Here is a 26,138-nt window from a genome sequence, read left to right as displayed (position 1 = left end):
GGATTAAGCGGCCGGTTGAAAGGTGCAGCAGCATTCGATGATCGACTGCTGCACCTTCCCGGCTACCACTGAAGTGCGTAACGCTACTGTGCTGACAGAATTAGATGCCCAGGCACAGGTATTTGATTTCCAGATAATCTTCGATGCCGTACTTGGAGCCTTCACGGCCCAGGCCCGACGCCTTGATCCCGCCAAAGGGCGCGACTTCGTTGGAGATCAGCCCGGTGTTGACGCCAACCATGCCGTATTCCAATGCTTCGGATACACGGAACACGCGGCTCAGGTCACGGGCATAGAAGTACGACGCCAGACCGAACTCAGTGTCGTTGGCCATCGCGATGACTTCAGCTTCGTCTTTGAAGCGGAACAGCGGCGCCAAGGGGCCGAAGGTTTCTTCTTTGGAGACTGCCGCGTCTTTCGACACGTTGACCAAAATGGTCGGCTCGAAGAAGTTGCCTTCCATGCTGTTGCCGCCCAATAAAACGGTGGCGCCTTTGCTGATGGCGTCAGCGATGTGTTCCTTGACCTTGGCCACGGCTTTTTCGTCGATCAACGGGCCAGTGGTGGTGCCGTCTTCCAGACCGTTGCCGATCTTGAGTTTAGCCACCGCGACTTTCAGTTTTTCGGCGAAGGTGTCGTAAACAGCGTCTTGAATGTACAAGCGGTTGGCGCAGACACAGGTCTGACCGTTGTTGCGGTATTTGGAGATGATCGCGCCTTCGACGGCCTTATCCAGGTCTGCGTCGTCGAACACGATGAATGGCGCGTTGCCGCCCAATTCCAGGGACACTTTTTTGATGTCCTTGGCGCATTCAGCCATCAATTGGCGACCGACTTCGGTCGAGCCGGTGAAGGACAATTTACGCACGATCGGGTTGCTGGTCAGCTCGCCACCGATGTCGCCGGCACTGCCAGTTACAACGCTGAACACGCCTTTCGGAATGCCCGCACGGTGCGCTAGCTCAGCCAACGCCAACGCCGAAAACGGGGTTTGCGACGCCGGCTTGAGCACCATGGTGCAACCGGCGGCCAATGCCGGGCCGGCTTTACGGGTGATCATCGCCGCCGGGAAGTTCCACGGAGTAATGGCAGCAGTCACACCAATCGGCTGCTTGATTACGATCAAGCGCTTGTCGGGTTGGTGGCCAGGGATTACGTCGCCGTAGACGCGCTTGGCTTCTTCGGCAAACCATTCAATAAAGGAAGCGGCGTAAACGATTTCGCCTTTGGCTTCGGCCAGCGGCTTACCCTGTTCAAGGGTCATCAGGCGAGCGAGGTCGTCCTGGTTTTCAATAATCAATTCGAACCAGCGACGCAGCTTGTTCGAACGTTCTTTGGCGGTCAGTCCACGCCAGGCCGGCAACGCATTGTTGGCTGCCTCAATCGCGCGACGGGTTTCAACAGCACCCATCTTCGGCACAGTCCCGAGAATCTCGTTGGTGGCCGGGTTGTTGACTTTGATCGTCTGGCCATTGTCCGCATCCAGCCAAACGCCATCGATAAAGGCTTGCTGGCGAAACAATTGGGTGTCTTTAAGCTGCATGTCGGCCTCCTAAACAGCACCGCGCAGGCGCGGAGCGAATTTTTTGATTGTTCAAAGGCGCCTCTATAAAGGCTGCCGTCAGGAAATCATTCACCGTACTCAGTACTCAGCGCGCACTCAGTGTAGACCGTGCGCTTCAGCATCCCGCCAAAAGCGTTTGAAATCTCAAACGAATCCTAGGGTCTGCTGGGGTAAAGGACAATAGTCTGTTCGAAAAAAAGAACAAAAACGTGAAAAGCGCTGAAAATTTCGGATCAACGTCACCCTTACATCCGGTAACGTGCGATATCAACAACAGCACTCACCGGCATGGACGCCCGGCAGCCAGATGAGTATCATGGCGCCCGCGTCGCACCAGTAGCTCAGCTGGATAGAGTACTGCCCTCCGAAGGCAGTGGTCGTGGGTTCGAATCCCGCCTGGTGCACCATCTTCTTCCTTTGCACTACAGTGCAAATCCGCAACAGTGGCTGTCCGGCCCAGCAAAACCTCCAAAACCAAATCGCGGCCTCAAGTACAACTGCGTCAACGGAAGTTGACTTCACCTGCTGTGCTACCTTTCAGCCGAAAGGCTCAACCGTCATGACGAGTCCGATCCGATGCACCATCAGTCAAATGGACGGCTCACTGCGCATATTCGACATTCAATCGTTCAAGGCTAAGGATCATCAACCCGTTCAACTGCTCAAGCCCCGTGTCGGTCAGAACATCACTCAGCACATGAACACCCGGCTGCAGCAGTTGCGACTCCAACTGCCCGGCTCGTAATGATAGTGCCATTGCCCCCATCGTCCCCGCACTGCCCTTGACGGCATGCAGGACCGACTTCGCGCCGGCGGTATCTTGGCTGTTAATGTGGTCGTGCAGTTTTGCGAACTGCCGGTGCATGTCAGAACCAAAATCTTTTAGTCCATTTCTGATCAGTTCGAGGTTGCCGCCCATACGCCGGGATATCGATGCACGTGATTCCAGGACGTGGTCGTGTTCTTCTTCTGCTTCCGCAGTCAGCCCATCAGGCGATTTTCCAGTCTGAGCTAACAAGGTCGCAATCAGTTGCTCAAGGTCGATGGGTTTGCCGAGATGCTCATTCATGCCCGCCGCAAGGCAAGCTTCCCGGTCGGTTTTCGACGCGTTCGCCGTCATTGCCACGATGGGCAGATTCGCGAAACGCGGGTCTGCGCGGATGCGCCGGGTGGCTTCAAGTCCGTCGATATCCGGCATCTGCATATCCATCAACACCGCATCGAAAACCTCGGTAGTCGCAATGACCCGGTTGACGCCTTCAATGCCGCTTTCGGCCAAGGCAACAGTCGCGCCCTCGCTGCTGAGCAGCGACTCGGCAATCTGCCGATTGATCATATTGTCTTCCACGACCAATAACCGAAGCCCCGCCAAGCGCGTCGAACGTTGAAATGCCGGGGAATAGGCACCAGGGTGTGGCATCCGAGTCCCGTTGACCGCATCCCGTATCGTGGCGGCCAACTGATGGGGGGTTACGGGTTTTGTAAGCAGCCCAACGAAAGGTGCGTTGCCTTCCTCGTGGACATCGTTGAGCGCCTCTCGACCACAAGCGGTGATCATAATCACGATAGGCGCAGGCTGATGGGTGCCTTGGCGATGAATGACTTCAGCCGCGCTTAGGCCATCCATTCCGGGCATGCGCCAATCCATCAAGACCACGCCATAGCCTTGCCCTTGTTCTCGGGCTTCCCGGACATGCTCAACGGCCAATGCGCCGTCCATCACACAGTCCGCCTGCCAGCCCAACGCATTGACGGTACGCATCATGATTTCGCAGGCAATGGCGTTATCGTCGACAATCAAAATACGCATCGCCGGGAACTCGACAACGTCGCTAGCCCCCAACGGGGTGTCTTGTGCAACATCGAGTTCAAGGTCAAACCAGAAGCGGCTGCCTATACCCGGCTGGCTGTCTACCTGGAGTACTCCGCCCATTAGCCTGACCATCTTTTGACAGATCACCAGCCCCAGCCCCGTCCCACCAAAGCGGCGTGAAGTCGAGGCCTCAGCTTGAGTGAACCCATCGAATATTCGTTCGAGCTGTTCAGGACTAATGCCGATTCCGGTGTCGGTAATCGCGATGCGTAAACGGACGCTTTGCGCCGAGCCATCGAGCTGTTTGACGCTGACGACCACCTGTCCGTGGGAGGTAAATTTGAGGGCGTTTCCCGCCAGGTTGATCAAGATTTGTTGCAGGCGAAAACTGTCTCCAATCAACATGCTAGGCAGTCCGACATCAAGATCGAACATCACTTCGACCTCTTCCCCCTCTTGGTTCCCTGCCAGTATCACGGCGAGATCGCGCAATAGCGCCTCAAGTTCAAAGGGGTGCAGGTCCAGTTGTAACTTATTGGCCTCAATTTTAGAGTAATCGAGGATGTCATTAAGTAGCCTCAGCAGTGACTTGGCAGCTGTCTGCGCCTTGGTCACGTATTCGTATTGGCGAACGTTCATTTCGGTGCGCAGCACCAACTGCAACATGCCCAATACCGCATTCATCGGTGTGCGGATTTCGTGGCTCATATTCGCCAAAAAAGTAGATTTGGCAGCACTCGCGGCATCCGCCTGCTCTTTCGCGTGTCGTAGGCTGGATTCCAGTTCTCTGCGCACGGTAATGTCTATCGCAATGCCCAAGTAACCACTGAGCTGACCGTTGCCATCGCGCATGGCGGTCACGACCAATATCACTGGGAAACGCGAACCATCCTTGCGTACATAACTCCACTCATGGGTTTGCGCCACGCCTTCAATTTTCGCCTTGTACACCAGTGCGCGGAAACCTTCGATAGGCTGGCCGTATTCGGCGCTCAACTCCACGCCGCGAGCCGCAACTTCCTCGGGCACATGGATGATTGAGGGTGTGTGCCTGTTTACCATCTCATCGGCCTTGTAACCTAAGAGTCTCTCGGACCCCTTGTTGAATACCTGAATCACTCCATCAAGATCCGTGGCGATGATCGACACTTGAGAGGCAGAGTTCAGCACGCCGGTGAGCAGCATGTTCAGCTCGCTCAATTGTGATGTGCGCTGGATAACCTGCTCTTCGAGACTTGAGTTCAGCTCCAGGATTTTTGCTTCGTTATTTTTTTCAGTGGTGATATCCCGTACCGTTTTTGAGGCACCGACAATTAACCCGGTCTCGTCACGGATGGGTGAGATAGTCACCGAGACATCGATCAAACTGTTGTCTCGGCGGTGACGTTTGGTCTGGAAGCTGGATATATGTTCTCCCTGACTAATTTTTTCCAGGATGTCGATTTTCTCCCGCTCGTAACCGTCCGGCATGATCAGCTTGGACAACGGCTGACCGACGGCTTCTAAAGAGGTGTAGCCAAATAGCTGCTCGGCGCCTTTATTCCAGCTCGTCACGATGCCTTCGAGGGTCTTGCCGATAATGCCATCCGACGAGCTTTCGACGATCGCTGCCAACCAGGCTTGCTGGGCAACCACGAGTGATCGACGCTGACGGCTCACGCTACCAAGGCCGACTAACACGGTGAGCAGCAAGGTAATCAGGACTCCGATGGAAAATACCAGCCTGGGCGATACCAAGTTCAATCGTTGAATAAACGCAGGAGAGGGGCTGACCTCCAGCAGCCAATGACGGCCATACAGGTCAAGTTGAACCTTGTTCGTGAAACGGCTCTGGGGACTGGGTGGGGCGTTGGCGTTGTCGTAGAACGGTATTTCCTGCCCTGGCACGGTAATGTCGGTCAGCGTTAGATGGATCGAATCATTTTTTCCGGGGAAACTAGCCAGCACGTCGGCAATCACCAATGGAGCATAACTCCAGCCAAATGCACTCTGCTCACGCTGGGCAACGCTAGTAGGGGCCAACGTGTCTCGGTAGATGGGCATAAGCATCAAAAACCCTTGATGCTGTTTATCATCAGCCTGAACCAACGTAATCGGTGCGGTGAGTTGGGCCTTGCCAGTGCGGATGGCCTTGCGCGCGGCCTCTCGACGACTAGGGTCCGATGCTATATCAAGGCCCAGAGCACGCTGATTTTGCTCCAAGGGTTCAATGTACTGAATTACAAAACGTTCATCTGTTTGCGGGGTCAGCTGCTTGATTGAAAAGTTGGGCTGTCCATCATGTCTCGCCTCCGCCAGGAATTGCTTTTCTTGCGCCACCGGCACCCTGCGAATAAAACCAAAGCCCCTTGCACCAGGAAATTCAACAGCCAGGTCGCGCGTCTGGCTATAGCGGTGGAACGCGTCGAGCGTAATCAAATCCTCCCCTGCGGTTAACACGACCCCGCGCGCACCGCGTAAGCCATATTCGTAGAGCTTCAATCTATCCGCTACCGCATCGGCGGCTTCTAGCGTTTCAGTCTGGACCGCCGTCCGTGCTTGATTGTCATTGGCTTCGCGCAACGCCCAGGCACCTAAAGCCGTCGCCAGTAATCCAACCACCAGCGTTAAGAACGCCCCAAGGCTGATAGGGGCCACGCTGTTATTTTTATTCATTGTATGAAGCTCCAATAGACAGCGGCGTCAATCAAAAGGCCCCTAGTCATGAGCACGGGCGGGCCTTTGACGCTCGTTACTATTTGTTATTGTCGAGCAGCACGGACATCCCGGAGAAAGGAATCGGGCGGCAATAGAGGTAGCCCTGCATGACATGGCAGCCCAATGATAAAAGGGCCTGTGCCTGCTCTTCGGTTTCTACACCCTCCGCGACCAGCTCGAGTCCAAGCACCTGGGCAAGCTTGATAATCGTGGCCACGATGGCTGCATCACTTTTATCTTCAAGCATGGTCCGCACGAAGCTTTGGTCAATCTTCAGGATGTTCACTGGAAAGCGCTTCAAGTACGCCAGGCTTGAATATCCTGTGCCGAAGTCATCCACCGAAATGCGTATCCCCATACTCCTTAGGGCCGCCAGTGTTTCGCACGTGATATCGATATCCTGAACCAAAACACCTTCCGTTATTTCCAGCTCCAACATGTTGGGCTCCAGCCCTGATTCGCTAAGAATCGCCTTAACCATGTCAAGGAAGGAGTGGACCTGAAATTGTTGGGCAGAAATATTGACGCTCACCGGGATTGCATGGCCGCGATCGGATAAAGACTTGGCGTCGTAACAGGCCTGCCTGAGAACGAATTCGCCAATGGGGATGATCAGTCCAGTTTCCTCAGCCAGCGGGATGAATTGATTTGGGAGCACGATAACGCCGTTACTGCACAAGCGCACCAAGGCCTCAATGCCCACCACCTGGCAGGTTCTGGCGTCCACCTTACTTTGGTAGAAGACCCGAAAGTCACCCTGTTCAAGGGCGCTACGCAGACTTAGCTCGAGCTGGTGCCGGGCACGCAGGCTGGTTTCGATTTCTGCAGAAAAGAAACAGTAGGTATTTCTACCGTGTTGCTTGGCTTGATACATGGCTGTATCGGCGTGCCAATACAGCGACTCCAGCGTGTCGCTGTCATCTGGGAACAAACCGATGCCAATGCTAGCGGTGACGTCGTAGTGCATATCCTCCACGTAAATCCGCTTACTGATGATTGAGAGCAGTTCAGCAGAAAAATCGCCCACCGCGTCGAAGTTCTCCAACTCCGGCATGAGCACCATAAATGAATCGCCGCCTTGACGACTAACCGTGTCGATCACGCGCACGTATTCTTTCAGGCGAGTCGCGACCACTTGCAAGACCGCATCACCGATGGCATGGCCGACCGCATCGTTGATCGCCTTGAAATGATCTAAATCGATCAGTAGCAAGGCCACCTTTCCTCGGCTATGCCGAGCCTGTTGCAACGCCTGATCCGTGCGATCGTACAAAAGGGTGCGGTTGGGAAGCTCAGTCAATGCATCATGGTTAGCGAGTTTTTTTGCCTCCGAACGAAGCGCGATATGCGCCTTGATGTGCGCTCGGGCTACCGGAATGTTCAACGGTTTCTGTAAAAAATGGACACCGCCGTACTCGAGCGCCCGTAGCTCGTTTTCAGTTTGCGTGTGGGATGTCACGAAAATAACAGCGCTGTCACATGTCTTCGGGTCGGATTTGAGCGCCTTGCACACCGCAAAACCATTCATGTCCGGCATCTGGATGTCGAGTAAAACCACATCGGGTCGCCAACGCCTGGCGGCTTCCAAGGCGGACCGGCCATCGGTGACAAAATATACTTGGCCTAGATCGCGCACCGCTTCAGTCAGAATCCTGACATCTGTAGCTTGATCGTCGACCACCAGAATGACTGGTTCGCCAAATATTTTGTTGCGCATGCTGTTGCTCCTGACTCGGACCTGAGGAGCCGTCGCTAATTGGGTGCCGGGCGTGTCTATGTATACGGCTATTAGTTGGCAAAGGGCCCTCAGTCAGATCAATGTCATTTTGATGGCGCCTAGAAACTGCCGGATATAGATAGCACGCTGCACGGGGCTTTCATAGATTTAGCTGTACACCTATCTAGAATCCTTAGCGTTTAGGCCCAGCTGTTTGCGAGCGCATGCAGAGTGGAAGGCATCACGGGCGCGTCGTAGATGATGCGGTATCCCCCCACTTTTCTGGAAACATGCTTTTTTTGCCAGTCTCACCTCGTCAAAATTTGCTCGCTACTGTTACCAGCCTCTAAGAGGCCTACAGCGTAAGTAACCCCCCGCCATCATCAACTTTACCCCCCTCATCTGAATTTATAAGCCGTGCTACAGTCAGCCTTATTGCAGATAAAGCTCAATCTGAGGCGTGTTATGAAAGACTTTTTCCCAGTAGGTTGCGGCGATTCGCTTAGTAAAATCGGGCTTTTAGTAAAGGCTAAGCGCGTGGACCTGGGCCTGCGCCAGACCGACCTCAAAACCAGCCTCGGAATTTCAGAGCATACGCTGCGCAAAATTGAGAATGGGTCGGAGCACGTTGACCTTAGGTCGTTCATGTTGGTGCTGTGGCGCTTGGGTATTAGCGAGATGCTTTTCAGTTCACTGGAAGGCATCGAAAATACGTCACAGATGATTCGGTATGCCGCTCATCAAGATGCTCAAACGAACCTTGCTTCCAAGCGTGTCCGACTGTCTAAGCCTAAGGCGGAGGATTTTTGATGTCTCGTGCCTACATCTACATGGAGCATCCGGTCACGCGCGAGCTGCTGACGCTTGGCAGGCTGACCTTGCAGGGTAAAGTCGGTGAGTTTATCTATGCGCCCGACTACGTGGCGCGCGGTGGGTGGGTGGGTGCCCGACCCCGTTAACTATCCATTGCGCGCAGAAGCCTACACAGGCGTTTCAAAAAAACGGGGCATTCCAGGCTTCATCAACGACGCCATGCCTGACGGCTGGGGTGAGCGATTACTTCATCGCGTTTACGGTCAAGATCTGGCGCCCATCGATTTTTTGCTCAAGTCACCGAACAACGACCGTATTCTTCAAGCCCATGTGCTACACCGCTTTGGTGGGAAACAGCGACGACCATCCTCGCAACCACGCAATCATTTGGCTGGATGGACAATGGCGTCTATCGCCGATTTACGACGTGTTGCCGGTCTTGGGTGAAGGGCCTGCTCAAACGTTGGTGATGGCGGTTGGCCGGGAAGGAACCAAGATCAGCCGCAAGAACCTGCTAAGTCACCACGCCCATTTCGCGCTGTCGCTTGACTACGCCGAACACGTGCTTGATGAAGTGGCTGGATGGGAGCAGGAGTTGAAAGAATACTACGGACAGTGGCTGCAAGGCGCTGAGTTGGAAATGGCGCGGGAGGCTACTAGCGCCGTGCGCCTGCACGATTAACAGTGCGACGCCTTTGCAATTGAATCGGTTTCAATGGGAATCAACAGAGACTAACTCGCGCTGACGATATAGCGGATCGCGATCTGTTAATAAATTATTGTTGCGAGACGTTCTAGTGACTGTCATTAATGGCAGTTGTTCTCGTTCGCCCATAAGTGTTTTATTAAGGCTGGGTTAAGCCATTAAATACTTGTTGAGTAGAAAAATATGGATATTTTGAAAAAAAAGGAAGTATTGAACAGCCGGGTTGCCATCAATCGATTTAATAAACGGCGTTGTAGCGTGTTAGCGGTATGTACAAGCCTTTTGTTTACGGGTGGTTTAGCGATGGGGGCAGATGAGGGCGTGTCTGCCGCTAGCGCCACACCCATGGCCAACGGATCACTTGAACTGTACAAAAATACCGCTCCGACTACAGGCAACGGAACCTGGCAGTTAAGATGTACGATTCCCCTTCCGGAAATTGGGACAAAAGGAGAGGTAGACGTGTATCTGGACAGCCATATTTATGGCTGCAATAACGACGAAGCCTATGGCTATAGGCTTATTGACGCGGGGATAATGAGTTTTGGTTTCTATGATAAGAAATGCGGTGACAGTCATTTGTATGATGATGATTACTTTGAGTACAAAGTGATGGCGCACCACACTACAACAGGCATTGTGAAACGTCTCGATACTGGCGTCGGCATAGGTCAAGAAGTGACACCTGGCGTTAAGTATATTTCAGGCGCTTACCATAACGGAATTGACGGTAAACTTTCGTGTGTCAGGTTTTTCTCCATTGCGAATACGGGTGGTATAAGCGGCAATTAATAGTGCCTAGGGGAAACTCTGAAAAAGGTTTTAAAATCTGGTGAAATGTCTTCCATCACATGAGCTGAATGGTTGGTACTCCGATGGGGCAGATTTCTTTCGCCGATGCCGAGTACGCAGATAAACGTAAGCGAACCCGCCGTGATATTTCCTGAGCGAGATTGACAACGTCGTCCCCTGGAAGAACACCCAGCGCACCACTTCACACTCATGCCCACACGCCAAACAGTGACTCAGCCACTCACCCAAGAACAATGGGACACCTGACTTTCCGGAAAAAGAACGGCTTACTTCAGGCCGTCCCTAAACATCTCATTCAATCCGGCCAATGCCAAGCTGGGGCATCGAGCATGCCTTGCCCCACGATTGCGGTTTGGCCGAAGTTTTTTTCCAGCACGATGGGGTTGCAGCTTGGGTCGTTTTCCAGCGCGGCGATCAAGCGGCTGGCGTGGGAGACCACCCAGACTTGGCAATGCTGCGACGCTTGAATAATCAACCGGGCCAGCGCGGGCAACAGACCGCCTTCGCGTGCCAGCGCATTAATGACGCCGCCTTGAGCGGTTTCGGCTAACAGGCGCAGCGCTCGGTAGAGGTTTGATTTGCCGCTGCCATTGGGTCCGGTGATGACGTTAAGGCGCCCAAGAGGCATTACCAACGAATTGATCGAGCGGTAATTGGCCACGGCGAGAGTTTTCAACATGCTGACGTCCTTGAGGGCGTATGAGGCCCACCTATTTCCATAAACCATGAGTTTAGTCAGTGACGGAACCCTGATCTACGCTCACAGTCGCATACCTCAGATTTAGAAATGATTTCCTACAACCTGTACCGCGTGTCTGTCACGGCATTTGCAAAGGAGTCTGCATGCCCGCTCATCGATCAAAATATGCCGTGGTCAGCTTGAGCGTGGTGCTTGGCTTATTGGTCGGTTGTGGCGACAAAAAACCGCAAGAACCGCAGCGCCCCAGGGTTTACGTCCAGCAGGTGAAAACCGCCGACTTCGCCGCCGCCGTGTCGCTGACGGGCGATATTCAGGCACGGGTGCAGACTCAATTGTCATTCCGCGTGGGCGGCAAAATCATTCAGCGGATGGTCGACGTCGGTGATCGGGTCTCGGCCAAACAAGTTCTGGCCAAACTTGACCCCAAAGACCTACAAACCAGCGTTGACTCAGCTGTCGCCGCCCAAGCCGCTGAGCAAGCGAGAGTCCAACAGACCAGCGCAGCGTTTGTGCGCCAGGAAAAATTACTGCCCAAAGGGTATACCAGCCGCAGCGAATACGATTCGGCACAGGCGGCGTTGCGCAGCAGCCAAAGCGCGCTGAAGGCGGCTCAGGCGCAGTTGGCCAATGCCCGTGAGCAGTTGGGTTACACCGCGCTGGTGGCGGATGCGCCGGGCATTATTACCTCGCGGCAGGCGGAAGTCGGGCAAGTGGTGCAAGCCACCGTGCCGATTTTTGGCTTGGCGCGCGATGGCGAGCGTGATGCGGTATTCAACGTCTATGAATCGCTGTTCGTCGACCCTCCTACTGATCAGGCGGTGCAGGTGACCTTGCTCGACAACCCGGCCATCAAGGTGTCTGGCAAAGTCCGTGAAGTAACGCCCGCCGTCTCCGCGCAGACCGGCACGCTGCAAGTCAAAATCACACTGACGCAATTACCGGCGGGTATGGAGCTGGGCTCGGTGGTCAGTGCAGCCTTGAGCGTGCCGGCCAAAGCCAGCGTCCAACTGCCGTGGGCGGCACTGACCAAAGGCCTCGGTGATCAACTGGGGCAACCGGCCGTTTGGGTGGTTGACGACCAAGGCATTGCTAATTTGCACGCCGTTAAAGTCGCCCGCTATTTGACCGGCAGCGTGGTCATCAGCGAGGGGTTGAACGCTGACGAAAAAGCAGTGGTTGCCGGTGGCCAGTTATTGCACCCCGATATGCAGGTCGAGATTGCCCAACCGCCCCAGCCCGCCACCGCGAAGGCGCAGCCATGAAGCGCCTGTCATTGATGGTGCTGAGCAGCCTGATGATCAGTGCTTGTAGCAAACCCGAGCCACCGCCTGAACCGGTGCGCCCGGTGTTGTCCATCGAGGTCCAGCCGCAATCCGTGGAAAACCTCGGGCGCTTTGCCGGAAATATTCAGGCCCGCTACGAAAGCACGCTGGGGTTTCGTGTGTCAGGCCGCATCGCCCAACGCAGTGTCGACGTTGGCAGTGAAGTGGAGAACGGCCAGCTGTTGGCGACCCTTGATCCCACCGATCAGCAAAATAACCTGCGGGCCCGCCAAGGCGATTTGGCGCGAATCGAAGCGCAGTGGATCAACACTCAGGCCAATGCACGCCGCCAACAAGAGTTGTTCGACCGGGGCGTAGGGGCTCAGGCCCAACTCGATATTGCCCAGACGGATTTGCGTACCACCCGCGCCTCGCTGGAGCAAGCGAGGGCGGCGGTCACTCAGGCCCAGGATCAGCTCAACTACAGCGACCTGCGTGCCGATCACGCGGCGGTGGTGACCAACTGGAAAGTCGAGGCCGGGCAAGTGGTCAGTGCCGGACAAAAAGTGGTGACACTGGCACGGCCCGACATCAAAGAAGCGGTAATTGACCTGCCTGCGTCGCTGGCCGATGAGCTGCACGAAGGCGTGGAATTCAAGGTGGCGGCTCAGTTGGCGCCGGAGATCAACACCACCGCTACGCTTCGCGAAATTGAGCCCCAAGCTGAACGCTCGACCCGTACCCGCCGTGCGCGCCTGACGTTAACTGACACTCCCACCGCATTTCGTCTCGGCACTGCCATCAGCGTTACCCTCACCACCGCGATCGAACCCCGGGTACAGCTGCCGATCAACGCCGTGCAGAACGTCGATGGTAAGACCCAAATCTGGATCGTCGACGTGCAAAACCAAACCGTCGCCCCGCGAGAGGTCAACGTTATAAGCCGCGACGATGACAGCGTGGTTTTGGTGGCGGGCGTGAAGGCCGGCGAGCGCGTGGTCAGTGCCGGTGTGAACAGCCTCAAGCCTGGCCAAAAAGTTAAAGTCGATAAGGATGCCCCACGATGAAAGGGAACTTCAACCTGTCCGATTGGGCCATCAAACACCAATCGTTTGTTTGGTACCTGATGTTCGTCGCGTTGTTGATGGGGGTGTTTTCGTACCTGAATCTTGGGCGTGAAGAAGACCCTTCGTTCACCATCAAAACTATGGTCATTCAAACCCGGTGGCCCGGTGCCACAGTGGATGAAACCCTGGAGCAAGTCACCGACCGTATCGAGAAAAAACTAGAAGAACTGGACTCCCTTGATTACGTCAAAAGCTACACCCGGCCTGGCGAATCGACGGTGTTTGTTTATCTGCGCGACACCACCAATGCCAAGGCCATTCCGGAAATCTGGTACCAGGTTCGCAAGAAGATCAACGACATTCGCGGCAACTTTCCCCAGGGCATTCAAGGGCCGGCGTTTAACGACGAATTCGGCGACGTGTACGGCTCAATCTATGCGTTTACCGCTGATGGCTTGTCCATGCGCCAGTTGCGTGACTACGTGGAGCAAGTCAGGGCTGGCATCCGCGCGGTACCGGGTCTGGGCAAGGTCGAGATGATAGGCCAGCAGGACGAGGTGCTGTACCTGAATTTCTCCACCCGCAAGTTGGCTGCGTTAGGCCTGGATCAGCGGCAAGTCGTGCAAAGTCTGCAATCGCAAAACACGGTCACGCCGGCCGGGGTCATCGAAGCCGGGCCGGAACGGATTACCGTGCGCACGTCGGGCCAGTTCGCCTCGGAAAAAGACCTTGAGACGGTCAACTTACGGCTTAATGACCGCTTCTATCGCCTGAGCGACATTGCCGACATCAGCCGAGGTTACACCGACCCGCCTACACCGATGTTCCGCTTCAACGGCAAGCCCGCCATTGGCTTGGCCATCGCCATGCAGAAAGGCGGCAACATCCAGACATTCGGTAACGCCCTGCATTCACAGATGGACGCCGCTACCGCCGACCTGCCAGTGGGCGTCGGCGTACACAACGTGTCGGATCAGGCGCAAGTGGTGGAGAAGGCCGTCGGCGGCTTCACCAGCGCACTGTTCGAGGCGGTGGCCATCGTATTGATCGTCAGCTTTATCAGTCTCGGCGTGCGCGCCGGATTGGTGGTCGCGTGTTCGATTCCGTTGGTGTTGGCGATGGTCTTCGTCTTCATGGAATACAGCGGCATCACCATGCAGCGAATTTCCCTCGGCGCGTTGATCATCGCCCTCGGCCTGTTGGTGGACGACGCCATGATCACGGTGGAGATGATGGTCACCCGCCTGGAGCTGGGGGAAACTAAAGAACAAGCCGCTACCTTCGCCTACACCTCGACGGCGTTTCCGATGTTGACCGGCACCTTGGTCACCGTGGCCGGGTTCGTGCCAATTGGCCTCAACGCCAGCTCTGCCGGGGAATACACGTTCACTCTGTTCGCGGTCATTGCCGTGGCGATGCTGGTGTCGTGGGTGGTTGCAGTGTTGTTCGCGCCGGTGCTTGGCGTTCACATCCTCAGCGAGAACATCAAAAAGAAATCAGAAAAACCGGGACGCCTCGCACGGGCGTTCAACGGCGGCATGCTGTTGGCGATGCGCAACCGGTGGTGGACGATCCTCATCACCGTGCTGTTGTTTGCGATGGCAGTGTTTTCAATGCGCTTCGTCCAGAATCAGTTTTTTCCGTCGTCAGACCGGCCGGAAATTCTAGTGGACTTGAACCTGCCGCAAAACGCTTCGATCAATAAAACCCGCAAAGCGGTGGATCGGCTTGAAGCCACACTCAAGGACGACCCGGACATTGCGCGCTGGAGCACTTACATAGGTCAGGGCGCGGTGCGCTTTTATTTGCCGCTGGATCAGCAACTGGAAAACCCGTACTACGCGCAACTGGTGATCGTCAGCAAAGGTCTGGAGCAGCGTGGCGCATTGACCCAACGCCTGAAAAACCGCCTGCGCGATGACTTCGTTGGCATCGGCAGCTACGTGCAACCGCTGGAAATGGGGCCGCCGGTGGGGCGTCCGATTCAGTACAGGGTGAGCGGCAAAGACATCGACAAAGTTCGCCAGCACGCTATCGAGCTGGCGACCTTACTGGGTCAAAATTCGCACATTGGCGAAATCATCTACGATTGGAACGAGCCCGGCAAAGTGCTGCGCATCGATATCGCCCAAGACAAGGCCCGACAGTTGGGGTTGTCGTCCCAGGACGTGGCGCAATTGATGAACAGCATCGTCACCGGCTCGCCCGTCACCCAAGTACGGGACGATATTTACCTGATCAACGTCGTCGGCCGCGCAGAAGACGCCGAGCGCGGTACGCCGGAGACATTGCAAAACCTGCAAATTGTCACGCCAAGCGGCACCTCGATTCCGTTGTTGGCGTTTGCCACGGTGCGTTATGAATTGGAACAACCGCTGGTGTGGCGTCGAGACCGTAAACCGACCATCACCGTCAAAGCGGCCGTGCGCGATTCGATTCAACCGACTGACTTGGTAAAACAGCTCAAACCCGACATCGATAAATTCGCCAGCGGCTTACCGGTGGGCTTTAAAGTCGCCACCGGTGGCACCGTGGAAGAAAGCGGCAAGGCCCAAGGACCGATTGCCAAAGTAGTACCGTTGATGGCGTTCCTCATGGCGACGTTCTTGATGATTCAACTGCAGAGTGTGCAGAAGATGTTTTTGGTTGCGAGCGTTGCGCCACTGGGGCTAATCGGCGTGGTGCTGGCGCTGATTCCGACCGGCACGCCCTTGGGTTTTGTGGCGATCCTCGGAATTCTGGCGTTGATCGGTATCATCATCCGCAACTCGGTGATTTTGGTGACGCAGATTGACGCCTATGAACGCGGCGATTACTTGCCGTGGGACGCGGTGGTCAAAGCGACCCAACATCGTCGTCGCCCCATCCTGCTCACCGCTGCCGCCGCCAGCTTGGCCATGATCCCCATCGCCCGGGAAGTGTTCTGGGGCCCCATGGCCTACGCGATGATTGGCGGAATTATTATCGCCACGCTGCTGACGTTACTGTTCCTGCCTGCGCTGTATGTGGCGTGGTATCGGATTGAAGAACCGAGCGAAGAGCAGCGTGACGAGGCCCAAGCCAAGCAAGCTGAACTCGATGGTCAGCCAGATACACCGCGTTGAATTCTTCCCGAACAAGTTCGGTCCCACAGGGTGATCGAAAATTAAATCTGTGGGACCGAATTTATTCGGGAAGGGGTCAGTTCAAACCGCGCATTCCTTCAAACCTTACGCCACACACTCGCCAGCCAAGGCTGTTGATCCAAGGGCAGTCCTTCGGGCCGGTAATAATGTTCCAACTCCACAAACCCCGCCCCATTAAGCAGTTCGCGCCAGTTCTTTAGGTCGTGATAAGAGCCGTATCGACTGCCGTTCCAGCCTTCTTCGTTCTCGCCCCGAGGGTTGGAGCTGAACAGAACACCGCGAGGTTTCAATGCTTCGTGCAATTGGCGCAAGACGCGGGGCAGTTCCTGGCGTGGCACGTGGAATAGCACGGCGTTGGCGAAGATTCCATCGAAGCGCCAGGCGGGCAGGTCAAGCTCAAGGAAGTTCTGTTGCAGCACCTCGCAGCCGGTTTCTTCACGGGCCATCTGGGCAAAGCGCTCTGAGCCATCGAGTCCGACTGCAATATGCCCCATCGCCGTAAACGTCTTCAGATCACGCCCCGGCCCGCAGCCGAAGTCGAGAATCTGAAACGGCGCGTTACCTTCGATATGCCGCAGCAACGCGGCAATGTTCTGGCTGACGTCGTGACCCCAGGTTCCTTCGCGAAAGTCGTCGGCCACAGCGTTGTAATGACCGACGGTGGCAGCGGTTATTTGTGCGAGGTCCTGCGGATCGAGTTTCATGGCGAGTCTGTCTGGGCATAGATAAGCGGTGAATATACCCTTGCTCAGCGTTTGTTCAAGACGTGCGCCAGTCGATCGCCCCCCATTTGAATCACCGCAACCACCACCACCAACAGCACGATTACCGTCAGCATCACCTGGCTGTCGAAGCGCTGATAGCCGTAGCGGTAAGCAATGTCACCTAAACCGCCTGCACCAATGGCCCCGGCCATGGCGGATGAATTGATCATGGTCACCAGAGTAATCGTGAAGCCGCCAACGATGCCCGGCAGCGATTCGGGCAGCAGGACGTGCCAGATGATGTGCCAACGACGGCACCCCATGGCCTGAGCGGCTTCGATCAACCCGTGATCGACTTCCCGCACACTGACCTCGGCGATGCGCGCAAAGAACGGCGTGGCGGCGATGGTCAGCGGTACGACGGCAGCCCACACCCCATACGTTGTACCGACGATCAGTCGGGTGAACGGGATCAGCGCCACCATCAAAATCAGAAACGGAATCGAACGGAACAGGTTAACGACCACCCCCAGTACGCGGTTCAGTGCGGGCGCTTCGTATATCCCGCCCTTGCCGCTGGTGACCAGCAAAACCGCCAGCGGAACGCCCACCAACAAAGCAATTAATGACGACACGCCCACCATCAAAAACGTATCGAGGGTGCCCTGTAGCAATCGGTCAAACCACATAGCCTAATACCTCCGCACGTTGCGCCACGGTGCGGGCGCGGGCCAGCAATTCTTCGCGACCATGGGGCGACCGAGATACCGACAAAATCAGATGCCCCAGCGCACGGCCCTGAATGCGCTGGACGCCGCCCTGCATCAGACTGACTCGCCCACCGAGCGTATTAAACAACTCCGCTAGATCCGGCTCTTCGCCGCTGACGCCAGTGAAATGCAGGTCCAACACTACGGCGGCATGGGCTTGCTGCGGCTGCGATCTCATCCGCGCCAATAAATCCTCGGGCAGTCCGTGTTGCAAGGGTGCGAGCAGGGTTTTACTGACGTCGTGCTGCGGGTTACCGAACACTTGCCAGACCGGGCCTTGCTCAACCACTTGGCCCTGTTCCAGCACCACAACGCGGTCACAGATATCGCGAATCACCGCCATCTCATGGGTGATCAAAATGATCGTAAGGCCCAGCCGCTGGTTGATCTCGCGCAGCAGGCCGAGGATTGATTGCGTGGTCTCTGGGTCCAGCGCCGACGTGGCTTCGTCGCACAGCAAAATCGCCGGGTCATGCACCAGCGCGCGGGCAATCCCCACACGCTGTTTCTGGCCGCCGGACAACTGCGCCGGATAGACCTTGTGTTTGTCCTGCAAACCTACCAATTCCAGCAATTCGGTGACTTTGCGCTGGCGCTGTTCACGGGGTACTCCGGCGACTTTCAAGGGCAATTCAACGTTCTGCCACACGGTTTTGGCGGACATCAAGTTGAAGTGCTGAAAGATCATGCCGATGCGCCGACGCAGCTGCACCAAGTGGTCTTCGTCGAACTCGGCGATGTCCACGTGGTCGATCAACACCCACCCGCTGCTCGGACGCTCCAGGCGATTGATGGTGCGAATCAGCGACGATTTGCCCGCGCCGCTGCGGCCGATGATGCCAAATACTTCACCGCGCTGAATCGCCAGGTCGATGTTCTGTAAAGCGTCCACCGGGCCCTGTTTGCTGTCGTAGGTTTTGCCCAGATGAATGAAGCGAACGTGGGCGCGGTTCAAGTCCGGGTGCAGTGCTGTCGTCGCTGTAGCCCCGGACGGTTCAAGTATCAGTCGACGTTGGGCGGTTGCGCTCATATTCAGCTTTCCCAGCCAGCTTGATACAGCTTGCCGTGGGCTTTATCGAGCGCCGCGCGGACCACCGGTGAGTGCTGGTAGATATCAACGAACTTGGCTATGCGTGGGTCGGTTTTGCTTTCGGGCTTGATCACAAACTGGATCACGTATTCCTTGTGGTCCAGCCCGTCAAACAACAAAGCCGAGCCTGCGTCGAAGGTCTTCGAGAGACGAATGTACGCCGGGTAGCCTTGCACCAGATCGGCATCGTCATAGGCGCGGACCAGCTGCACGGCCTCGACCTGAATCAGTTTGATTTTTTTCGGGTTGGCTGTGATGTCTTCTTCGGTGGCTTTGTAACCGACGCCCGGTTTGAGCGTGATCAGCCCGGCCTTGGCCAACAGTTGCAGGCCGCGCCCGCTATTGATCGGGTCGTTGGCGATGGCCACGGTGGCGCCCACTGGCAGCTCATCAAAGCTTTTGTAGCGTTTCGAGTACAACCCGACGTTGTTGATAATCCCCGGTGCGAACGGCACCAGATGGAAGCCTGCTGCTGCGTTGGCGTTTTCCAGGAAAGGAATGTGCTGAAAGTAGTTCACATCGATGTCGCCCGCCGCGAGGCTGACATTGGGTGCGATCCAGTCGCTGAACTCCACCAGTTCGACTTTCAGGCCCTGCCTGCCGGCTTCTTCAACAGCGGCTTCCAATGGAATCGAGAACGCAGCAGTGGTGCCGATTTTGAGCGGTTTGTCGTCGGCGTGAGCGGTCAGGGTGAGTACGCTTAAGGCGAGGGCGATCAGGGTTTTTGTCATGGGTGCGTTCCAGATGAATTGATGTTGTTTGTTAGGCCGCCTTCGCAGGCAAGCCTGCTCCCACACAGCCTGCACGGGAATTGTGGGAGCAGGCTTGCCTGCGAATGGGTCTGGCTTTACTCAGAAACATGGCGATACCCAGCACCCGCATGCGAGTCAGGCAACCGTGGTCCCTGATGAAACAATTTCTCGCGCAAGCTCCCGGCGTCATACGCCGTCTTGTACGAGCCACGGTGTTGCAGCTCCGGGATCACCAAATCGATAAAGTCGACGTAGCTTTCCGGGGTCACGATCCGGGTCAGGTTGAAGCCGTCGAGGCCGGTTTCGGCGATCCAGGATTCCAGTTCATCCGCCACTTGCTCAGGCGAGCCGACCAAGGTGATATAGCGTCCGCCCAAGGCGTGCTGGTCGAGCAAGTGACGACGGGTCCAGTCGTTGTTTTTCAGGGTTTTGGTGGCGGATTGAATCGCGTTGCTCTTCACGTACTGAATGGGCTCGTCCAGTTCGTACTCGGCGAAGTCGATTCCGGTCGAGGCCGCGAAATGCGCGACCCCGGCTTCAGCACTGGCGTATTCCTGGTACTCACGCTGCTTGGCCCGGGCCAGCTCTTCAGTGGCGCCGACGATCACGTTGAGGCCCATGAATATCCTCACGTCTTCCGGTTTGCGGCCGGCGGCGACCGCGCTTTTGCGGACCTTGTCCACCTGTTCTCGGGTCGCGGCTTTGTTTTGACCGCTGATGAATACGCACTCAGCGTGCCGCCCGCCGAACTGTATACCGCGCTCGGACGTGCCCGCCTGAAATAACACCGGCGTACGCTGAATCGACGGTTCGCACAGGTGATAACCCTCGACCTGATAGAACTCGCCCTTGTGTTCGACCTTATGCACTTTGCTTGGCTGGGCGTAGACCCGTTGTTGGCGATCATTGATGACCGCGTCGTCTTCCCAACTGCCTTCCCAGAGTTTGTAGAGCACTTCCAGGTACTCGTCGGCCTGGTCGTAGCGACGGTCATGTTCGATCTGTTCGGTGAGGCCCATGGCTTTGGCCGCGCTGTCCAGATAACCGGTGACAATGTTCCAGCCCACTCGACCCCGACTCAGGTGATCCAGGGTCGACATGCGTCGGGCGAACAGATAGGGCGCCTCATACGTGAGGTTGACGGTCAGGCCGAAGCCGAGGTTTTTCGTGACGGCGGCCATGGCCGATAACAGCAGCAGCGGGTCGTTGACCGGCAACTGGATCGCCTCTTTAAGCGGGACATCAACCGAATGCTGGTAGACGTCATACACGCCGACGATATCGGCGATAAACAGCCCGTCGAACAAACCGCGCTCCAGCAATTGCGCCAGTTCGGTCCAGTATTCGAGGGTTTTGTACTCGGTCGAAGTGTCCCGTGGGTGGGTCCACAGGCCGTGGTTGATGTGTCCAATGCAATTCATGTTGAACGCGTTAAGCAGAATCTTTTTCTTTGGCATCAGATCGTCCCCCGCAGTGGAGGATTTTCGTGATTGAGGTAGTAGTTGCCGATGGCGTGGAATTTCCAGCGCACCGGGTCGTGCAGCGTATGCACCCGGGCGTTGCGCCAATGACGGTCGAGGCCGTGTTCAGCCAAGGTCGCCTGACTGCCGGCCAATTCAAACAAGGTGCTGCCTGCGGCGAGGGAAATATCAGTGCTAATGGCCCGCGCTTCGGCCACCGCGATGGAGGCTGCGGCGACGTTTGCTGCGCTGCTGTCAGCGTGTGCGCGGTCCAGGAATTCAGCTGCGCGTTCCAGCAGCGCTTCGGCGGCATGAAGGCGAACCCCGAGTTTGCCGAAACTGTGCAGGGTCAAAGGATCGTCCACGGCCTTTTCGGTGCCGGAGTCGATCCAGGGTCGGGTGCGGGTGCGGACAAAATGCAGTGCGTCTTCGTAGGCGGCGCGGGCGATGCCGGTGTCGATGGCGGCGTGGAGAATTTGCGCCAGCGGGCCGACCGTGGTGGGGCGCTCAAACGCGCTTTGAAACGGCACCACATCGTCGGCGCTGACGAATACGTCATCGAACACCACAGAGCCGCTGCCGGTGGTGCGCTGGCCAAAGCCGCTCCAGTCATCGATCACGCTCAAACCGGCGCTGTCATAGGGGACGAATACCAGGTGTTGCACGCCCAGGTCGTCGATCACCGAGGTCGGGATTCGCTGCGCATACAACGCGCCGGTGGCGTAAAACTTGCGGCCATTAATGCGATAGCCGTCACCGTCGCGGCTCAAGCGCGTGGTGCGGTCGTGAGCAGTTTTGGTTCCCAGTTCGGCCAGCGCGTTACCGAACCGAGCACCGGTCAACGTTTGCGCATACAGGCGTTTTTGCTGCTCAGGGCTGCCGTTCACCCGCAAAACTTCCAGCGCATAAAAATGGTTTTGCGGGATTTGCCCCAGAGACGAGTCGGCTTGGGCGATCAGTCGAATAACCGTCGCCAGCGTGACATTGGAAACACCCGCACCGCCGAACGCTTTCGGCACGGTGATGCCCCATAAACCTGAGTTGGAAAACAGGTCAAGTTCGGCATACGGAAGGCGTCGCTCGCTGTCACGCAAGGCACTGTCGCGCTTGAATTGTTCAGCCAATTCGCCCGCCACGTGCAGGGCTTGGGCGTCACTGCTGATCACTGCAGCGGGAATGCGCAGGGTAGAAAAAGAAGTCATGTGTTGCTCCAGTGGTCTGGTCAGATCCAGGAATGCCGGGCGGGCAAGGCGCCGTTGAGGTAGTAGTTGCCGACGGCGTGGTATTTCCAGCGCACTGGGTCATGGAGGGTATGAACGCGGGCGTTACGCCAGTGGCGGTCGAGGTTGAACTCGGCCAGGGTGGCGCGGCTGCCTGCCAGCTCGAACAGCTTTTCACTGGCGAGCAGGGAGATTTCGGTGGTCAGTACCTTGGCTTCGGCGACGACGATTGAGGCGCGGGCGGCCGATTGCTCGTCGATGGGCGCAGCGCTGATGTCGTCCAGCACTTGACCGGCCTTACGCAATAACGCCTCGGCAGCGTGCAATTCGAGTTTCAGTTTGCCGATGTCGGCGATTACGTAGAGATCATCGGCGGCGCGCTCGACCTTGGCTTCAATCCACGGGCGCGAGCGCTCGCGGACGAAGCGGATGCTGTCGTCGATGGCTTCTCGGGCGATCCCGGCATCAATTGCAGCCTGGATGAGTTGCGACACTGCGCCCTGAATATTCGGGATCAATGCCAAGCGCCAGTTGTCGATGACGTGGTCGGCTTCGACCCGCACGTTGTCCAGCAGTACGGTGCCGCTGGCGGTGGTGCGTTGGCCAAAGCCCGACCAGTCATCGACGATACGCAGCCCCTGGGTACCTCGCTTCACGAACGCCAACACTTGCTGGTCGTGCTCGTTCAGTGCCTTGACCGCCACCCAATGGGCGAACAGCGCGCCAGTGGAGTAAAACTTTTGTCCGTTGATGACAAAGCCGTCGCCCTCGGCAACGATGCGTGCTTTAAGGTCCAGGGTATTTTTCGTGCCGCGCTCGGGGCCGGCATTGCCGACGCGCCAGCCGTTGAGAACGCTGTGAAACAACTCTTTTTTCTGCACCTCGCTGGCACTGCCGATCAACGAATGAAGGATGCCGAACTGGTTCTGCGGAATTTGCCCCAACGCCGGGTCGGCGGCGGAAATGATCTTGAACACTTCGGCCACGGTCACGAACGACACTTGCGGGCCGCCATAGGCCCGTGGCACCGAAATACTGCCCAGGCCACTGCGGGTGAAGTGTTCGATTTCGGCCCAGGGTAATTTGCGCTGTCGATCACGCTGTGCGGCGTGTTGGCGGGCAATGTCCGCCAATGCATAAGCGGCAGTGATCGCCTCGGCATCGTTGGCCAGCACTTTGGCAGGCAACAGCAGCGGCGAGATATCCACATCGTTATTAACGGGTGCAGTTGCCAGACGGGACATCAGCGCTGCTCCTTGGCTGCACATGATGTGTCGGCGTTGTACACGGGGGTGATGGTGAAAATGACCATTCCAAACCTCGACATTAGCCGCAGCCAGCGTGTGAGAAGCTGCGGCGAAAATAAACTGACGGTGGTCCGGTGGTCCGGTAGATATACCCTAAGCGTGTATAAAAATTAAATAAACATGCTTTTTGGAATAACAATAGAAGCGTTAGGGGTGGCATGTAAGGGCGCAACGCTGAGTATCCGGGAGGGCGCCCAGCGTGAGTTGTTGCCAACCAGGTCGATGACGCAATAAGTGACTTCCAGCGATGGATCTTCGCCGGCCTCCAGAATCATCGCAGGCGGCACTTTGATCGTGATGGGCTTGCCGACATCCCGTGGATTGATCGCGGGTAAATCCATTCGCACATCGCCCCAGCGCAGGGTGATTTCGTCTTTCGCGGCCATATTGGGGTACGCCTCAATTGTCAGCGCAATCCCTTTTTTGAGCTGCTTGGCGGTCAGGCCATTGTGCAGCAGCGCGTCAGGAAGGGTCAGCGGCGTCAGGTTTTGATTTTCCTCGGTACAGCTGCTGGCAAGGTTTCCACCGGGCCGATCAAGCTTGACCAGCACGCTTTTACTGGGTGAAAGCGTGGGGTGCATGCCGATTTTTTGCACTTCATACCAAGTGCTGGTAGTGCCACTCTGCACGAAGCTTTCCGGTACCCGCAACGCCAGCGGCTGACCGATATCGTCCGCAGTCAGCAGCTTCGAGGCTACGTAGCATCCGTCCCAAAACAGCGTGATCAAGTCACCTTCGTCCATCCTGGCGTAGGGTCTGATAGTGACCATCAAATGCGCAGCGGCCGCAGCGCTTATACCGAACTTATTGGCTTGCGGTAACGAAGGCGCAAACAACTTGATGTGAGGGGAAGGTAGGGTCGCACTGTCCATGTTCGAGACTCCTTATTACCCGCGGCCGATGAATTTACGCCACGTGATAGTCCTTGTTGATTGAAGTTTAGAGGTAGCGGGGCCTAGCTAAGAGGGATTGGGAATAGGTGTCAAGGAGGGGAATGGCAGAAGAGTCGAGGGGGCAAAGGAATCAGATTGTTCCTACGTCGGCGAGGTTAGAAGACCACTGGAGAGTAGGTGCTGCGTCCTACTTGGCGGCCGCTCTCAGCTTTGAGTGATATCAGGACGTAATGTCGAATCAGGCTTGCGCAGATCGGTGAGGATTCCACGCCGGATGAGCGGCAACAGGCATAGCACGGTGCCGACTCCGCCGAACCATAGGGTCCAATCGATTCCAACGTATTTAATGGTTAGCGAGGTCAATACGCTGCCCAGTGGAATGGCTCCCCAGATCATGAAGCGTTGCACCGAATTCACTCTGCCCAGCAGGGATAACGGCGTGACTGTCTGCCTTAGCGTCAGTGAGGTCGGTCCAAAAACACCTTCGCCCAGACCATGAAGCACACTGGCGGCTATCAAGCCTGCAATTGAACCCGAGGCGCCGAACACGGCAATAAGAAAAAGACCGGAAACAGATGTCGCTGCAGCCATGACCAACGTGCGGGAGATACCGAAGTCATTCATTAATCTTGATGAGATGAGGTTGGCGACAGGAAATCCTGCGGCCGCTGCACCAATCACCAGGCCGATGGCGCTGGGAGAGAGCGCCAGAACGTCCTTACAATAAAGCACCAGACTGGTCTCAATGAAGGTGAGAAACAGAACATACACTGCTCCACACAAAAACACGGGTTCCAGTTTCGGGTGTGAAAAGACAAATTTCAGCCCTGTCTTTATATCCGCCACGATGGATGTCCGCACAGGCACGGACCTGGTTAGATCCAACGCGGTGTCGACATTTCGAATGGCCCCTAGCGTGAGCGCAGACACCAGGAAAGAACCGCCATTAAGGAGGATCGCAATAGGCGGGGCAAATACAGCAATCAAAGGGCCCGCGGCTACAGGTCCTAATGTGCGAGCAACCGATTCGGAAAAAAACAGCTTGGCGTTACCTTTTTGAAGTTCGGACGCTCCCGAATATATTTCCGGCAGGAATGAGGTGTAGGCCACTTGAAAAAAGACGGTCGCGGTCCCTGCAACAAACACCAACGCCATCAGCGCTGGAAATGTCATCAGGCCTTTGATCGACAGTATTGCGATACACGAATACACGAGCATCTGAACCAGATCAGCCACGACCATGGTTTTGCGCTTGGGCAGTCGATCAACCAAGGCGCCTGCTGGAAGTCCGAAAAGCAGAAAGGGAATAAACATCATAAAAGGCAGTAGAACCGCTTGGGCGGCTGAAGCCCCCACCACCTGTACGGCGAGAAGTGGAAGTCCGATAACCAAGAACTGATTACCAAAAAGGCTCATGGACTGGCCGGACCATAACAAGTTGAAATTTTTATGTGCAATGTGCCGCAATGGATCTGTTTTATCAGCGTCCATACTGTGTCTCCTGAATCATGGAAGTTAGCCGCCCATTTAGAGGGGGCGGGGGACATCAACTAGTTATATTGAACTGCGCGGGGCTGCAGCGTTTTTCTTGAGCCGGACTCGTTGTCCGGTAGGCTGGTTCCTGAGAACTAACACCACGTTCGCTAATCCAGTGGATCTGGCAGT

19 protein-coding genes, 1 tRNA gene and 2 pseudogenes are annotated in these 26,138 nt (G+C 56.2%); 8 read left to right on the top strand and 14 right to left on the bottom strand.

Annotated features, from left to right (window positions below; genetic code table 11):
* Positions 1 to 100: 100 nt before the first annotated feature.
* Complete coding sequence (gabD, locus tag RHM65_RS05340; protein ID WP_322184438.1) at positions 101 to 1,543, bottom strand: NADP-dependent succinate-semialdehyde dehydrogenase; 1,443 nt, start codon at positions 1,541 to 1,543, stop codon at positions 101 to 103.
* Positions 1,544 to 1,894: 351 nt separating this feature from the next.
* On the opposite strand from gabD, the gene RHM65_RS05335 reads away from it, so the two are divergent.
* Positions 1,895 to 1,971, top strand: a tRNA-Arg gene (locus tag RHM65_RS05335).
* A 194-nt stretch (positions 1,972 to 2,165) separates the two neighbouring features.
* Here RHM65_RS05335 and RHM65_RS05330 read toward each other — a convergent pair.
* Both RHM65_RS05330 and RHM65_RS05325 read right to left on the bottom strand, forming a co-directional pair.
* Positions 2,166 to 6,032, bottom strand: a complete 3,867-nt coding sequence (locus RHM65_RS05330; protein ID WP_322166973.1) for a CHASE domain-containing protein — start codon at positions 6,030 to 6,032, stop codon at positions 2,166 to 2,168.
* A gap of 79 nt (positions 6,033 to 6,111) precedes the next feature.
* Positions 6,112 to 7,791: a putative bifunctional diguanylate cyclase/phosphodiesterase gene (locus RHM65_RS05325; protein ID WP_322166974.1), complete on the bottom strand. Its 1,680-nt coding sequence runs from the start codon at positions 7,789 to 7,791 to the stop codon at positions 6,112 to 6,114.
* 465 nt (positions 7,792 to 8,256) lie between these two features.
* Here RHM65_RS05325 and RHM65_RS05320 point away from each other — a divergent pair, with 465 nt between their 5' ends.
* The 4 genes from RHM65_RS05320 to RHM65_RS05310 all read left to right on the top strand — a co-directional run bounded on the left by RHM65_RS05320 (position 8,257) and on the right by RHM65_RS05310 (position 10,102).
* On the top strand, positions 8,257 to 8,601 hold the full coding sequence (locus RHM65_RS05320) for a helix-turn-helix domain-containing protein (protein ID WP_322166975.1): 345 nt from the start codon (positions 8,257 to 8,259) through the stop codon (positions 8,599 to 8,601).
* Positions 8,601 to 8,750, top strand: coding sequence for a hypothetical protein (locus RHM65_RS25285; protein WP_416194744.1), 150 nt, complete (start codon positions 8,601 to 8,603; stop codon positions 8,748 to 8,750). Before RHM65_RS05320 ends, RHM65_RS25285 begins: the two co-directional genes overlap by 1 nt.
* Positions 8,751 to 8,839: 89 nt before the next feature.
* Positions 8,840 to 9,286 carry a HipA domain-containing protein gene (locus tag RHM65_RS05315; RefSeq protein ID WP_416194745.1) on the top strand — a complete coding sequence of 149 codons (447 nt, stop codon included), beginning with the start codon at positions 8,840 to 8,842 and terminating at the stop codon, positions 9,284 to 9,286.
* 207 nt (positions 9,287 to 9,493) lie between these two features.
* On the top strand, positions 9,494 to 10,102 hold the full coding sequence (locus RHM65_RS05310; RefSeq protein ID WP_322166976.1) for a hypothetical protein: 609 nt from the start codon (positions 9,494 to 9,496) through the stop codon (positions 10,100 to 10,102).
* Positions 10,103 to 10,294: 192 nt separating this feature from the next.
* On the opposite strand, the pseudogene RHM65_RS05305 reads toward RHM65_RS05310, so the two are convergent.
* A pseudogene (locus RHM65_RS05305) lies at positions 10,295 to 10,372 on the bottom strand (DUF1249 domain-containing protein); the annotation flags it as partial.
* A gap of 46 nt (positions 10,373 to 10,418) precedes the next feature.
* Positions 10,419 to 10,802 (bottom strand): AAA family ATPase, encoded by a 384-nt coding sequence (locus RHM65_RS05300; protein ID WP_322166977.1) that lies wholly within the window; start codon positions 10,800 to 10,802, stop codon positions 10,419 to 10,421.
* A 164-nt stretch (positions 10,803 to 10,966) separates the two neighbouring features.
* Between RHM65_RS05300 and RHM65_RS05295 the strand changes: the two genes are divergently transcribed.
* Genes RHM65_RS05295 through RHM65_RS05285 form a run of 3 tightly spaced genes read left to right on the top strand, consistent with a single transcriptional unit; the run spans position 10,967 to position 16,256 of the window.
* A complete protein-coding gene (locus tag RHM65_RS05295) occupies positions 10,967 to 12,085 on the top strand; it encodes an efflux RND transporter periplasmic adaptor subunit (RefSeq protein ID WP_322166978.1) in 1,119 nt (372 codons plus the stop codon).
* Positions 12,082 to 13,152, top strand: coding sequence for an efflux RND transporter periplasmic adaptor subunit (locus RHM65_RS05290; RefSeq protein WP_322184437.1), 1,071 nt, complete (start codon positions 12,082 to 12,084; stop codon positions 13,150 to 13,152). The genes RHM65_RS05295 and RHM65_RS05290 overlap by 4 nt, the downstream gene beginning before the upstream one ends.
* Positions 13,149 to 16,256: an efflux RND transporter permease subunit gene (locus tag RHM65_RS05285; RefSeq protein WP_322184436.1), complete on the top strand. Its 3,108-nt coding sequence runs from the start codon at positions 13,149 to 13,151 to the stop codon at positions 16,254 to 16,256. The genes RHM65_RS05290 and RHM65_RS05285 overlap by 4 nt, the downstream gene beginning before the upstream one ends.
* A 98-nt stretch (positions 16,257 to 16,354) precedes the next feature.
* Here the strand turns inward: RHM65_RS05285 and RHM65_RS05280 are convergent, their stop codons facing one another.
* From RHM65_RS05280 to RHM65_RS05240, 9 genes and pseudogenes are all read right to left on the bottom strand, one after another.
* On the bottom strand, positions 16,355 to 16,981 hold the full coding sequence (locus tag RHM65_RS05280; protein WP_322166981.1) for a class I SAM-dependent methyltransferase: 627 nt from the start codon (positions 16,979 to 16,981) through the stop codon (positions 16,355 to 16,357).
* A 44-nt stretch (positions 16,982 to 17,025) separates the two neighbouring features.
* Positions 17,026 to 17,670 carry a methionine ABC transporter permease gene (locus RHM65_RS05275; protein ID WP_322166982.1) on the bottom strand — a complete coding sequence of 215 codons (645 nt, stop codon included), beginning with the start codon at positions 17,668 to 17,670 and terminating at the stop codon, positions 17,026 to 17,028.
* Positions 17,660 to 18,781: a methionine ABC transporter ATP-binding protein gene (locus RHM65_RS05270; protein WP_322184435.1), complete on the bottom strand. Its 1,122-nt coding sequence runs from the start codon at positions 18,779 to 18,781 to the stop codon at positions 17,660 to 17,662. The genes RHM65_RS05275 and RHM65_RS05270 overlap by 11 nt, the downstream gene beginning before the upstream one ends.
* Before the next feature lie 2 nt (positions 18,782 to 18,783).
* A pseudogene (locus tag RHM65_RS05265) lies at positions 18,784 to 19,518 on the bottom strand (MetQ/NlpA family ABC transporter substrate-binding protein); the annotation flags it as partial.
* A 170-nt stretch (positions 19,519 to 19,688) separates the two neighbouring features.
* The gene (locus tag RHM65_RS05260) at positions 19,689 to 21,050 is read right to left on the bottom strand and encodes an LLM class flavin-dependent oxidoreductase (RefSeq protein ID WP_322184434.1); all 1,362 of its coding nucleotides are present in this window, start codon (positions 21,048 to 21,050) and stop codon (positions 19,689 to 19,691) included.
* Complete coding sequence (locus RHM65_RS05255) at positions 21,050 to 22,255, bottom strand: SfnB family sulfur acquisition oxidoreductase (RefSeq protein WP_322166986.1); 1,206 nt, start codon at positions 22,253 to 22,255, stop codon at positions 21,050 to 21,052. The genes RHM65_RS05260 and RHM65_RS05255 overlap by 1 nt, the downstream gene beginning before the upstream one ends.
* A 20-nt stretch (positions 22,256 to 22,275) precedes the next feature.
* Entirely contained in the window at positions 22,276 to 23,517 is a 1,242-nt protein-coding gene (locus RHM65_RS05250) for an SfnB family sulfur acquisition oxidoreductase (RefSeq protein WP_322166987.1), read from the bottom strand.
* Between the two features lie 173 nt (positions 23,518 to 23,690).
* Positions 23,691 to 24,452, bottom strand: coding sequence for a hypothetical protein (locus RHM65_RS05245; protein WP_322166988.1), 762 nt, complete (start codon positions 24,450 to 24,452; stop codon positions 23,691 to 23,693).
* 225 nt (positions 24,453 to 24,677) lie between these two features.
* Positions 24,678 to 25,964 carry an MFS transporter gene (locus tag RHM65_RS05240; RefSeq protein WP_322166989.1) on the bottom strand — a complete coding sequence of 429 codons (1,287 nt, stop codon included), beginning with the start codon at positions 25,962 to 25,964 and terminating at the stop codon, positions 24,678 to 24,680.
* Positions 25,965 to 26,138 lie beyond the last annotated feature (174 nt).

Origin of the sequence: Pseudomonas sp. CCI4.2, from assembly GCF_034350045.1 — a bacterium.
In the GTDB taxonomy this organism is placed as follows: domain Bacteria; phylum Pseudomonadota; class Gammaproteobacteria; order Pseudomonadales; family Pseudomonadaceae; genus Aquipseudomonas.
This window is presented reverse-complemented; position numbering and strand designations above follow the sequence as displayed.